Annotated in this window: 11 protein-coding genes; 3 read left to right on the plus strand and 8 right to left on the minus strand. The window is 68.1% G+C overall.

What is annotated here, in order from left to right; translation table 11 throughout:
• The 5 genes from ACYVKR_RS09225 to ACYVKR_RS09245 form a co-directional block, all read right to left on the minus strand.
• Nucleotides 1-951, minus strand: coding sequence for a Zn-ribbon domain-containing OB-fold protein (locus tag ACYVKR_RS09225; RefSeq protein ID WP_460480515.1), 951 nt, complete (start codon nt 949-951; stop codon nt 1-3).
• Between the two features lie 333 nt (nt 952-1,284).
• Nucleotides 1,285-2,265 carry an NADP-dependent oxidoreductase gene (locus ACYVKR_RS09230; protein WP_460480517.1) on the minus strand — a complete coding sequence of 327 codons (981 nt, stop codon included), beginning with the start codon at nt 2,263-2,265 and terminating at the stop codon, nt 1,285-1,287.
• A gap of 38 nt (nt 2,266-2,303) precedes the next feature.
• Nucleotides 2,304-3,173, minus strand: coding sequence for a Rossmann-fold NAD(P)-binding domain-containing protein (locus tag ACYVKR_RS09235; RefSeq protein WP_460480518.1), 870 nt, complete (start codon nt 3,171-3,173; stop codon nt 2,304-2,306).
• Entirely contained in the window at nt 3,170-3,826 is a 657-nt protein-coding gene (locus ACYVKR_RS09240) for a Dabb family protein (protein ID WP_460480519.1), read from the minus strand. The genes ACYVKR_RS09235 and ACYVKR_RS09240 overlap by 4 nt, the downstream gene beginning before the upstream one ends.
• Complete coding sequence (locus ACYVKR_RS09245) at nt 3,816-4,160, minus strand: hypothetical protein (protein ID WP_460480521.1); 345 nt, start codon at nt 4,158-4,160, stop codon at nt 3,816-3,818. The genes ACYVKR_RS09240 and ACYVKR_RS09245 overlap by 11 nt, the downstream gene beginning before the upstream one ends.
• Nucleotides 4,161-4,369: 209 nt before the next feature.
• Between ACYVKR_RS09245 and ACYVKR_RS09250 the strand changes: the two genes are divergently transcribed.
• Entirely contained in the window at nt 4,370-5,410 is a 1,041-nt protein-coding gene (locus ACYVKR_RS09250; protein WP_460480522.1) for a helix-turn-helix transcriptional regulator, read from the plus strand.
• A gap of 29 nt (nt 5,411-5,439) precedes the next feature.
• Here the strand turns inward: ACYVKR_RS09250 and ACYVKR_RS09255 are convergent, their stop codons facing one another.
• The 3 genes from ACYVKR_RS09255 to ACYVKR_RS09265 form a co-directional block, all read right to left on the minus strand.
• On the minus strand, nt 5,440-6,810 hold the full coding sequence (locus tag ACYVKR_RS09255; protein WP_460480523.1) for a DUF1329 domain-containing protein: 1,371 nt from the start codon (nt 6,808-6,810) through the stop codon (nt 5,440-5,442).
• Between the two features lie 68 nt (nt 6,811-6,878).
• Nucleotides 6,879-8,096, minus strand: coding sequence for an MFS transporter (locus ACYVKR_RS09260; protein WP_460480524.1), 1,218 nt, complete (start codon nt 8,094-8,096; stop codon nt 6,879-6,881).
• Nucleotides 8,093-9,706, minus strand: a complete 1,614-nt coding sequence (locus tag ACYVKR_RS09265) for a thiamine pyrophosphate-binding protein (protein ID WP_460480525.1) — start codon at nt 9,704-9,706, stop codon at nt 8,093-8,095. The genes ACYVKR_RS09260 and ACYVKR_RS09265 overlap by 4 nt, the downstream gene beginning before the upstream one ends.
• A 235-nt stretch (nt 9,707-9,941) precedes the next feature.
• On the opposite strand from ACYVKR_RS09265, the gene ACYVKR_RS09270 reads away from it, so the two are divergent.
• A complete protein-coding gene (locus tag ACYVKR_RS09270) occupies nt 9,942-10,847 on the plus strand; it encodes a TauD/TfdA dioxygenase family protein (RefSeq protein WP_460480526.1) in 906 nt (301 codons plus the stop codon).
• Complete coding sequence (locus ACYVKR_RS09275) at nt 10,844-12,553, plus strand: N-acyl-D-amino-acid deacylase family protein (RefSeq protein ID WP_460480527.1); 1,710 nt, start codon at nt 10,844-10,846, stop codon at nt 12,551-12,553. Before ACYVKR_RS09270 ends, ACYVKR_RS09275 begins: the two co-directional genes overlap by 4 nt.
• Nucleotide 12,554 lies beyond the last annotated feature (1 nt).

Here is a 12,554-nt window from a genome sequence, read left to right on the forward strand (position 1 = left end):
TCAAGCCACAGGGCGGAACTGCGGCAGCGTCAGCTCGCCGAAGGTGTTGAACTCCACCTGCACCGGCATGCCTATGCACACCTGTTCGGGCTTGACGCCCACCAGCTGCGCGACCACGCGCACGCCCTCCTCCAGCTCGATCAGGCCGATGGGATTGGGGTATTCGTAGGGCGGCACCTCGGGGTAGTGCATGACCACATAGGAGTACACCGTGCCGCGGCCGCTGGCCTGCACCGTGTCCCACTCGAAGCTCTGGCACTGGGGGCAGACCGGCCCGGGCGGATGGTGCAGGTCGCCGCAGCCCTGGCAGCGCTGGATCAGCAGCCGGCCCTGCTGGGCGCCTTCCCAGAAGAAGCGGTTGTCGTCGTTCAGGCCCGGCACGGCACGTGGATTCACAGGCAAGGACGGCGCGCCGGCACTGGCAGCCACGGGCTTGGCCTGCTGCGCGGGGCGGTACTTGAAGACGCGGAACAGTTGCTGGCCCACCGGATCGTCCGCGCCACCCGCTTCGCCCAGGGCGTAGTAGTCCATGACGGCCGTCACGAAATAGCCCACACCCAGGGCCGTGGTCTTTTGCTCGCTCAGGCTCTCCAGCCGCGTGGTGCAGTACAGCCGCTCGCCTTCGAGCACATCGCGTGCAAAGCTGAACTCGGAGTTCACCGCCACCACCGCCGCAAAGCCCTGGGCCTCCAGGCAGCCCAGCACCTCGAACGGGTTGTCGGTGGTGGACCCCTCGGGGTGGTGGTTGGCCTCGGGGCCGGCCATGCACCAGACCTGCAGCATGGCCGCCGGCGCAATGGCCCGGCCCTCGGCGTTGCTGCGCATCTCCACGCCCATCAGCTCGCACCAATGGCGGATCATCGGCCGGTTGACCGGGTCCCAGGCGTAGATGCGCCCGTATTGCCGGCCCACCAGGGCGCGGGCCTGCGCCATCCAGTCTTGATCGCTCACGTTGTCTCCTTGGGTATGTTTTGTGATCAGCCAGGCCCGGCGCGCCGCCCCATCCGGCCGTGCCTGCATCACCCCAATTTAGGTTTCAGCCACCGCAGCAGATACGTCCAAAGGGACGATGCAACAAAGCGCCGCGCCGATAGCGGTGCCTTGTGCAGGGTGCGCCGCGAGGTACGAAATTGCTCCAAATAAAATAGCTGCTGGCGCTTGATACACGGCAATTTCAAATACATTTCCATTTGAATTAACCATGTACCAAGCGCCAGCAGCTTTCAAAAAGATAGCAACACTGGTCCGCAGTGCCCCTGGCCCGGGCGCTGCGGATGGAGCGGCTCAATCGCCCCCGGCCACCTGCAGCACCAGCTTCCGCTTCGCGCGGCCGCTTTGCAGCAGATCGTGAGCCGCAGCCACCTGCTCCAGCGGCAGGGTCTCGGTGCGGGGCGGCCGCACCCGCCCATCGGCCAGCAGCGCGGCGATCTTGCCGAGGTTGCCGCCGCTGGGCATCTTGCTGTAGGTCAGCGCGGTGCGCAGCCCGCGGCTGGCCGCCGCCGCGTGGTCGGGGCCGGCGTCGCCTTCCACCAACGTCAGGATCGCCACCAGCATGCCGCCGGGGCTCAGCAGGTCCAGCGCGCCGGGCAGGCTGCCGCAGCCCACGCAGTCGAGCACCAGGTCCACGCCGCCGGGCGACCAGGCCCGCACGGCCTGGGCTATGTCCTGGGCGCGGTAGTCGATGGCCTGCGCGCAGCCCAGCGATTGCACATAGCCGAGGTTGTCGGCCCCGCAGGTGGCGATGACCTCGGCGCCGGCCACCTTGGCGAACTGGATCGCGAAGGTGCCCACGGCGCTGGCCCCGCCGTGGACCAGCACCTTCTGCCCGGCCCGCAGCCCGCCGTCGTCGAACAGGCCGGCCCAGGCGGCCAGCGCCGGCGTGGGCACGGCGGCCGCCTCGGTGAAGCCCAGGCCGGCAGGCATGGGCACCACCGAGTCGTGCCGCACGCAGGCATATTCGGCATAGCTGCCCCACTTGCCCGCGCCCACGTCGCTTTGCGCAAACACCCGCATGCCGGCCTCGAAGCCTTCCACGCCCTCGCCCACCGCCTCCACCACGCCCGCCAGGTCAAAGCCCAGCACGAAGGGAAAGCGGTAGGTGAGGAACTGCGCCAGGTTACCCTGGCGGCACTTCCAGTCCGCCGGGTTGACCCCGGCGCTGTGCACTTTCACCAACACCTCGCCGGGGCCCGGCAGCGGTTTCTCGAGCGTGGACAGCTGCAACACTTCCGATCCGCCCACGCGGTCTATCACCACAGCACGCATCAGCAATCTCCTTGGAATATTTCGTTGAAAAACAGGGCTCACCAGCCCTCGGCATCGATCTCGGGATGCGCCCAGGCCGGAATCTGCGGCGCGGGCAACTGCTCGCGGCCGTCCAGCGTGTAGACCGGCAGCTGGTGCGCCAGCGGAAAGTGCAGGCTGTGCGTGACCAGCCCGGTGCGCTCGCGCGCCGGCAGGCGGCACAGCGCCAGCGCCGTCTCGACCAGGTACTCCACGGGCTCGGTGGAATAGTCCTCGGGGATGTAGCGCCCGCCGCCCGGCGTTCGGATCGCGGTGCTCGGGCCCACCGAGTTGACGGCGATGTTGTCCGCCTCCAGTTCGGCCGCCAGGCCCTGGGTGAAGCGGTTGATCGCCGCCTTGGCGGCCGCATAGACGGTGACGCCGCCCAGGCGGTCGAAATCGTTGGCCGGGCGCGGCGGCAGCGCCGTGACCGAGCCGAGGTTCAGGATCCAGCCCGCGCCGCGCGCGCGCATCAGCGGAATGGCCGCCTGGCTGAGCACGAAGGGCACGCGCAGGTAGTGCTCCAGCGTGCGCTCGTACATGGCCAGCGGCATGTGCTCGACGGTGCTGTACTCGGCATAGCCGGCGTTGTTGACCAGGATGTCCAGGCCGCCGGCGGCAGCGGCCGCGCGCGCGACCAGGCTGTCGCGCTCGGCGGGCACTTCCAGGTCGGCGGCCAGCGCGATGGCCCGGCCGCCGGCCTGGGTGATCAACTCCACCGTCTCCTGCAGCGAGCCCTGCAGGCCCGTGGCCGGCTGCAGCGTGCGGGCGCTGACCACCACGGTCGCCCCTTCGGCCGCAAAACGCTGGGCGATGGCGCGGCCGATGCCGCGGCTGGCACCGGTCACCAGCGCGATCTTGCCGTTCAAGGTCTTGGGTGCGTGGCTCATGCAAGCTCCTTGCCGCCGGCATGGCGAGCCAGCGGATGGGTCAGCAGGCTGGTCTCGAACGGGCAGAAGGCGTGCGAGATGGCGTCCACCGTCCACTCGGGAAACTCGGGATCGAACCAGCGGTCCACCCAGCCCCAGTGGAAGGGATGGGCCAGGTACTCGCCCTGCAGGTCACCCACGTGGGCGAACTCCTGCTGCCACACATGCGTCCAGGTGCTGTCCGAGCAGACCCGGCCCAGCTGCCAGTTGCGGATGCCCGGCATATACGCGGGCATGCGCAGCAGGTCCTGCTCCAGCGCGGCCACCAGGGCCGGTTCGCGGCCTTCGCGCACGCGCAGCATCAGGGTGCGCCAGGTGCCGCCTTGCAGCCCGGGCGCGCGCTGGCCGCCGCCCACGCGCCGGTAGGCCACGCGATCCACGCGGGCCACGCCGGGCAACCGCGCCAGGCAGGCCTGGGCCTGGGCCCCGGCATCGGGGCTGTCAAAGCACAGGTCCACGGTCAGGTTCCCGCAGCCCCAGCCGCCGTCCAGATTGCGGCCCACGTTGGAGAATGCGAGGCCGGGCAGGTCCTGCAGCCGGTGCCTGAGCGCTGCCTCGGCAGCATTCGGCGCGGCGCCGGGTTCGAGATAAAGCTGGGCGGTTTCATTCCACATGGTGCGCGGCCTCCGGTGTTGCCAGGGGTTGATCGGCCTGGCCCAGCACATGGCGGGCGCGGCGCTCGCACCAGCTGTCGACGGTGCTCCAGAACTCCACCACCTCGGCGCCCGCGCCCAGGCGCATGCCGTAGTAGCCCCAGACATCGGGCACCTGCCACAGCAGCCAGAGCCGGTTGGGCTGCCCGTCTATGGCCACGGGCGGCGACACCCAGCGCTGCTGCAGCGTCAGCCCGCGCGCGGCGGCCTTGGGCAGGTAGCGCTCGTCGAGCAGGGCCAGCACGTCGGGGATGCGTGCGGGCGCGATCAGGATTTCGTCCAGGATCTGGATCATGGCCGGCCTGCGCTTTCTGCAGGCGGCGGGCCTGCGCGATACGGCAGGCGAGCGGCAGCGATGCTCATGGTGTTGGTGCTCCTCAGGGAAGTTCTTGGTTGCGCCGCGACTGCTGTGCCGGCGTGCCATGATTGAGCCATGGCGGCGGCGATCCAACCGTCACCCTTCCAATCACACAGCACTACCGAAACGATCACCGGGCGACATTGATGACGGCCTCGCGCACCAAGACTCCCGCACGCTCGCTGCAAGGCCTGGAAAGCCGGCTGCTGGCCGAGCTGCAGCGCCACCAGCTGCGCGTGCCGGGGCAGGACAGGGCCGGCGCCGCGCTGTCGGCGGACAGCTTCGTGGCGCTGTACCGGCAGGCCATCGAGCAACTGGAGGCCAAGGTCGCGCAGGGCCAGGGCCAGGCGCCCATGCGCAAGAGCGAGGTGGACCTGATGTGCCGCTGCCTGCTGAGCTGCGCGCAGCTCGGCGAGGCCATGCGCTGCGCGGCCGAGTTCTGCGCCATGCTGCATCCGCGCGCGGGCCGGCTGAGCCTGGAGCGGCACGGCGACACCGCCGTCTTCCACATGGATTCGCTGCGCCTCAAGCGCAGCACGGCCGCCTGCCTGGTCGACCTGACGGGCGTGTTCTGCTACCTGCAGCTGTTCGGCTGGCTGATCGGGCAGCCGCTGCGCCCGCATGAGGTGTTCCTGGCCCACCCCGAGCGCCAGGACGCCGCACCCTTTCTGGGCCTGTTCGATGCGCCGGTGTCCGTGGGCCGCAAGACCTATGGCTTCAGCTTCGACGCCGCGCTGCTCGAACGCCAGGTGGTGCGCAGGCCCGGCGAGCTGGCGGCCTTTCTCATGGATTTCCCGTTCCGGCTCATAGGTGCGCAGCAGAACACGGTGACGCTCGCGCAGCAGGTACGCGGCTTTCTGGAGGCCGCGCTCAGCCATGGGCTGGAGCTGCCCGCGCTGGGCAGCATCGCGGCCTCGCTGCACACCACCGAGCCCACGCTGCGCCGGCGCCTGGCCGCCGAGGGCGCGAGCTACCAGGGGCTGCGCAGACTGTGCCTGCGCGAGGCCGCCCAGCACTGCCTGCTGGGCACCGACTGGAGCATAGGCCGCGTCGCCAGCCACCTGGGCTTTGCCAGCGAGGCCGCCTTCCGGCGCGCCTTCCAGAGCTGGACCGGCCAGGCGCCCAGCCGCTACCGCGCCCGGCCCGGCGATGTGCCGGACATCGCTGCCGGCCGGCCACCGGCGTGACGATGTCCTGCTGCCGCAGCGGCCGGTGGTCAGTTGCCCGCGTTGCGCGCCGCTTCGGGCGTGTACATGGCCGGCGTCAAGCCACCGCGATCCAGGATCGGCCCCAGAGGCCGCTCATTGCTCAAGGCGAAACCCAGGTACACGCCGGCCTGGAGGTCGTGGTAGAACGACGCGCCCGCATGCCAGGCCCTCAGGTCGAACGAGTAGTACATGTTGATGAAGGCGTACTGCCACAGCTCGCCGCGAACGTCGTACATGTCGGCCACCACGGCCTGGCCCGTGTCTTCATCGGCATACAGCACGCGCTTGCCGTAGACGTGGCGGTAGCTCGGCTTCAGCGTCCCCTCGATCACCCACACGCGGCGCAATTCGTAGCGCATGTACTCGGGATTGGCATGGCCTGGCGTGAGCAGATCCTTGTACTTGATCGTCGGCTGCATCACCCGGTAGGCGTTCGCCGGTATGTACATCTCCTTCTTGCCCTGCAGCTTCCAGTCGTAGCGATCCGGTGAACCGTTGAACAGCCGATCGGAATCGGTGGTGAGCTTGCCGCCGGTGCCCGGTGTCGGCATGTCGAAGCCGAATTCGGGCAGCTGCCGCACACGCCGGGTGCCGGGGTCATACTGCCAGGCCAGGCGCTTGTTCGCACCGTAGTTGGCCGGCTCCACAATGACCGTCACGTTCCCTTTTTCACGCTCGGGCAACTGCACCTTGGTGAAGGCATAGGCCGTCACATCCCCCATGGGCTTGCCGTAGTTGGCCGGATCATTGAATGGCGAGAGATAGCGCGCCTCCCTGCGCCCATTCACGAAGTTGCCGTTGGACAGCACATTGATCACATCGGCCGTGCTTTCCTCGGTATAGGCGCGGGTGGGCAGCAAGCTGTTCCACAAGGCCTCCAGGCCCGTCTTGGGAAACGGGAAATTGATGGCCCCCATGCGCCCCTTGCTGCCCAGGCCGCCCTCCTCCAGCGTGGCATCCTGCGCATTGGCCTTGATGATCGCGCACACTTCGTCGGCATAGCGAAAGTCGCGGTGCCCCGGGTAGACGGGCATCTGCATGGTCTTGGGGTACCGCTGGAACATAGCCTTCTGGCCCGGGCTGAGCTTGTCGGCGTACTGCTCATAGTTGGCCGCCGTGATGGTGAACAGCGGCTTCTCGTCCGCATAGATGTCCACCGGGTGCTGACCGCTGGCACGCTGGTGGGCCACGCCGGACGGCGCGCCCAGCCACTTGCCGGTGAACTCGGGGATCGTGCCCTCCTTGTTACCGGCCTTGATGGCGCCCACACAGGTCAGGCTCTTGCCCAGTTGCTCCACCTCGCTCGCGGTGGCCTTGGCATGGGCCGGCACCGCCGCCACCAGGCTCGCGGCCGCGGCCAGGGTCATCAAACACTTCATTGGAATCTCCTAGGATCAAGTTGTAGTACTGAAAACAATGCGATCGCCAGGCAGGCCGCCACCACCGCCTATAGCTGTGGGAATTTGGGCCGCCCCAGCGCCAGCGCGGCGAGCAGCGCGATGGGAGCCAGCAGGGCGAAGACGAAGAACGCCTGGTCGTAGCTGCCCGAGCGGTCGTGGCTCTGGCCGATGAAACGCAGCGCAACGAGCAGCAGCGGCATCTGGGCCTGCACCGTGAGCCCCATCACCATGCCGAATGAGGCGATGCCAAAGCGCGCCGAAATCAGCGCCGCCCAGATCGGCGACACCCCGCCAATCGCCGCGCCGGCGACCAGGCAGCAGGCGAAGAGCGCCGGGAAGCCGGGATGCTGCAACAGGGCCACCAGGAACAGCTCCAGCAGCAGCACCACGCCGACCAGCAGCAAGCGCTTGTCCACCACATCCGCGAGCAGCCCGATCAGCACCTTCCCGGCGATCGACGACGCCGAAACCGCGGTAATGAGCGCCGTCGCCTGCGCCAGCGAGAATCCCCGGTCGGTGCCATACGCGACCAGCGAACTCAGCAGCGCCTGGCTCATCGCCAGCATCAGGCCCACCGAGATGACCAGCAGCCAGAAGTCCCGCGTTGCCAGCAGTTGCCGAACAGTCCAGCGTTGATCCGGCGACGAATGGGCTCGGCCCGCGCCGGGCGATGGCGCCCGATCCCGGATGACCAGCAACGCCAGCAACGTGCAGATCGCACCCACCGCCAGGCCCACGCCGCCGGCCGCATGGCGCCAGCCCCAACGCTCGATGAGCATCGACATGACCGGCACGACGAGCGCACCACCTGCAGAGGCCGAGATCGCGACGATGCCGAGCGCCCGCCCCCGGCGCTCGTCAAACCAGCGCGCGATCAGGGTCGAGGCGGTGATGGGCCCCAGCGCCGCCGTCCCGAACGCCAGCGGCAGAAAAGTGGCCAGGGCCAGCAGCCACAGGTCGCGGGCCACGGCGACGAGCACCGCCCCCACGCCAAACAGCAGCGCGCCACCGAGCATGGTCCAGCGCGCAGAAAATCGGTCGAGCAGGCGCCCCACCAGCGGCGAAACCAAGGCCATGCCGACGATCAGCAGCATCAAGCCCAGGTTGACGTCGGCGCGCGACAAGCCGAACTCCTGCCCCAGCGGCTTGACGAACAGCCCGAAGCCGAAACTGGTGCTGCCGACCGCGAGCATCTGCGCGATGAACGCCGCGATCAGAATCACCCACTTGTAGCGATCATCGCGCTGCACAATCGGGGTGCTCATAAGCCCAGTGCCTCCATCTTGGTGAGATCGACTTCGATGAGCGACGGGCCGTCGATCAGGAGGGAGCGATCGAGCGCCGCGGCAAAGCCATCGGGGCTCTCGATGCGCTCGGAGGGCATCCCCATCGCCTGGCCCAGCGCGACGAAATCCGGGGTATGCAGGTCTACGCCAAACGGCTGCACGCCTGCCGCCTTCTGGAGCATCTTGAGAACGCCATAACCCCTGTCGTTGAAAACAATCAGCGTCAGCCGGGCCTTCGCCTCCACCGCTGTTGCGAGTTCACCGATATTGAGCATCACCCCGCCGTCGCCATGGATCGCCACGGTGCGCCGCCCCGAGCCGATCGCGGCACCGATGGCGAGCGGCAGCGCGACCCCGATCGACAGGCTCGTGCTGTAGGTGAAACCGCGAAAATCACGCACCGGCAAGCGGAATCCCGCCCAGCTGTTGCCGACCAGCGTCGCGTCGCACACGATGTTGCGATCCCTGGGCAGGCGCTCATCCAGAATCTCGCACAGCCGGGCGTGGTCCGGCCCGATGCGGCGCGTCGATTCAGCGAGCAAGGCTTTGCGCGTCGCGTCGCCCAGCGCCACGAACGAAGGATCGACGCTGCCGCCCGGGATCGCGGCCCGCAGCGCGTCGAGCGCCAACCCGGCGTCGCCGACAACCCCGGCGGCGGCCGGGTAGTTGCAGCCGATCATCGAGGCGTCGACGTCGATCTGCACCAGCCTTTTACCCAGCGGCAGCGACCAGAAGGCCGTCGCCACCGCCTGGAAGCGCGTCCCCACCGCCAGCACCAGATCGCTCTCCTCCAGGAGTTGCCGGAACGGCGGATGGAAGGTGGCGCTGCCGACCGCGAGCGGATGGTCGGTGGGCAAGGCGCTGCGGCCATTGAGGGTGGTGGCGACGGGCGCGCCGAGATGTTCGACAAAGGCCCTGACGGCCTCCTGCGCCCCGCTGCGCACGCAGCCTCCTCCCATCCAGACGAGCGGGCGGCGGGCTCCGGCGATGAGCGCCGCTGCAGCGGCAATCTCGTCGGCCCTGGGCGCAATGCGCGGGACAGCCGGGACCGTCCGGGGGCTTGCCAGCGCTTGCTCATTGAGCAGGTCGGTCGGAATCTCGATCGCGCCGGGCTGCGCACGGCCCGTCACGATATCGCGCCCCAGCCCCAGCACCGCCTCGAATATCTGCTGTGCGTGCAGCACGCGCTCCGTGCGGCGCGTCACCGACTGGAGCATGGCGAACTGGTTGCCGGCATCGTGGATGAACGCCTTGTTCCTGCCCAGGTGCGCACGATTGATCTGCGTCGTGATCAGCATCACCGGCGAAGAGGCGAACGCCGCTTCATAGAGCCCGTTCATCGCATTGGCGGTGCCCGGCCCGGTGGAAACCACAGCGACACCGAGTTCGCCTGTGGCACGAGCGTAGCCGTCGGCGGCGTGCACCGCACCGGCTTCGTGGCGCGCACCGACGACGCGGATTTTCCCGGACCTCGACAACGCATCGTAGAGCGCCAGATTGTGCTGGCTCGGAACGCCAAAAATGCAGCGCACTCCCAGTGTTTCGAGCGCACGGGTCACCATCTCTGCGCCGCTTATCAAACTGTCCATTCCTGTTGCCTCCTGACGGATCGAGCCTTGGAGATTCACGCAGGAAAGCATCTATGGCGACGCCCTGCATGGCTCCCGATGGCTGGCATCATGGGCGCGCAGAGCCGCGACCGCATCATGCAGATGCATGACGCAAAGCCGCATCGCGCCTGCCTCGCGCCGCTTCATCCATTTGCATGACGCCTCCATCGCATGGGCCCATCACAATGCCCCCAACCCATTCAGGAGACACGACATGCTCAGCACCAAAGCACTGCCCCCAATCGGGCAAGAAGTGTTTGGATTGGATCTCGACCGAGGAATCGACGAAGCGACGCGCCGCCAGCTCATCGCCATCTGGCGGGACGCCGGCATGGTGCTGTTTCGCGGCGTGGGCACGGCGCCTGAACGTTTGCTGGAGCTGAGCCGCTGCTTCGGCGAACTGGAGCCGCACCCGATCGAGAGCATCCGCATGCCCGGCCACCCCGAGTTGATCGCGCTCACCAACCAGGGGGGCGCGCGCGGCCCGGTCTACGCCTTCGATGGCATCCCGACCTATGGCCGGATTCCGTGGCATACCGATCTCGCCTTCCAGCAGGTGCCGAATGCCGGCGCGCTGCTCAACATGGTGCACAAGGCCTCGGTGGGCGGCAGCACCGCGTGGCTCGACACCGCCCTCGCCTACCAGGCACTCGACGACGCCTTGAAGCTGCGCCTGGAGGGGGTCGAAGCGCGGTTCGACTTCTGTGCCAATCTCGCCGGGATGAAGTTCAGCAACCCCGGCGGCATACGCGTCGGCGAATCCAGCGCGAAGTTTCCCGACTACCCGCCGCTCGCCCGCCCGCTCGTGTGGCGGCACCCCGCCACCGGCACGCCAGTCATGAATCTCTGCCCGCTCAATATCCAGAGCATCGTCGGCATGGATGAGGCCGAGGGCGATGCGCTGATCCAGACGCTCATCGGCGCGGTGGTCCAGCCACGGTTCATGTACGAGCACGACTGGCAGGAAGGCGATGTCATCCTCTGGGACAACTACCGCATGATGCACGCCGCCATGGGGCATCCCGTCGATGTCATCCGCACGGTCCACCGCGCCACCTTGCGCGGCAGCACCACGGTCGGCCGCCTGCTGTCCGCCCACCCCGATGGAGCCGCCGCATGAGCAGTTTCGATCTGGTGATCCGCAATGGCCTGATCGTCGATGGATCGGGAGAGACGCCTTTCGCCGCCGATATCGGCATCATCGGCGGGAAGATCGCAGCCGTGGGCGCGGCCCTGCCCAAGGGCGCACAGGAGATTGACGCTACGGGCATGCTGGTCACGCCGGGATTCATTGATGCGCATACCCACTACGACGGGCATGTGACCTGGGAAAACCGGCTCCGCCCCTCGTCGTTCCACGGCATCACGACGGCAGTGGTCGGCAACTGCGGGGTTGGGTTCGCGCCCTGCCGCGCGGAACAGCAAGACGCCTTGATCCATCTGATGGAGGGCGTGGAGGACATCCCCTTCCCGGTGCTGAAGACGGGGTTGCCGTGGACCTGGGAATCCTTTCCCGACTACCTTGATTTGCTCGCTTCGCGCCCCTATGACATGGATGTTGCGTGCTACCTCCCGCACGCCGCGCTGCGCGTCTATGTGATGGGAGAGCGCGCGGTGAACCGCGAGCCAGCGACCACCGCCGATATCGAGCGGATGTGCGCCTTGTTCGGCGAGGCGCTGGATGCCGGCGCGGTGGGCATCGGCACCTCCCGCACGCTCTTCCATCGCTCCAGCGACGGCAATCCCATCCCCACCTTCGAGGCCGCCGAGACCGAGCTGCTGGGGTTGGCCGAAACGATGCGCCTGCGCGGGCATGGCGTATTCCAGATGGTCGAGGATCTCCACCTGCCGGGAGCCAGCCTCGCCCTCGTCACCCGACTCGCCGAACGCTCGAATCGGCCGGTGACCTTCACCATCGGCACGGCCAACCAGGGCCCCCAGGCCTGGCCACGGCTGGTGGCCGAGCTGGAGGCCGCGAACGATGCCGGGCTCACCATCAAGGGCCAGGTACTGCCCCGCGGGATCGGCATGATGCTCGGCCACCATCTCACGCTGAATCCGTTCTACTCGACGCCATCGTATGTGGACATCGCCTCCACCCCCTGGCCCGAGCGGCTGGACATCCTGCGCCGGCCCGAGGTCCGCCAGGCGATCCTGTCGGAGCCCTTGGACGCGAATGCGCCGTCGATGCTGGGCCGCATGGTGCGCCAGTTCGACGCCATGTTCGAACTGGGCGACCCGCCCAACTACGAGCAGCCCCCGGAGCGCAGCATCGCGGCCCGCGCGGCGCGTGCCGGCGTGGCGCCGGAAGCGCTCGCCTATGACCTGCTGCTCCAGGAAGGCGCCATGCTCTACATGGCGCTGGGCAACCTGACGGACGGAACGCTGGACGCCGTTGGCACGCTGCTGAAGCATCGCGACATCATTCCGGGCCTGGGCGACGGCGGGGCGCATTGCGGCACGATCTGCGACGCCAGCTATTCGACGTTCATGCTGATGCACTGGGGGCGCGACAGGGCCGAAGGCAGGCTGCCCATCCAGGACCTGGTCCATCGCCTCAGCCGCGCCCCCGCGCAGTTGCTCGGGCTGCTCGACCGAGGCCTGCTGGCACCAGGGCTCAAGGCAGACATCAACGTGATCGACCTTGACAACCTGTACCTGCATGCCCCCGAAACCACCAGCGACCTGCCGGGCGGCGGCCGGCGGCTGGTGCAGCGCTCTGAGGGCTATGCCGCGACCATCGTGAGCGGGCAGCTCGTCTATGTCCACGGGGAGGCTACCGGCGCCCTGCCCGGACGCCTGGTCCGAGGCTCGCGCCAGCCCTGAT

It is taken from the genome of Comamonas humi, assembly GCF_054782535.1.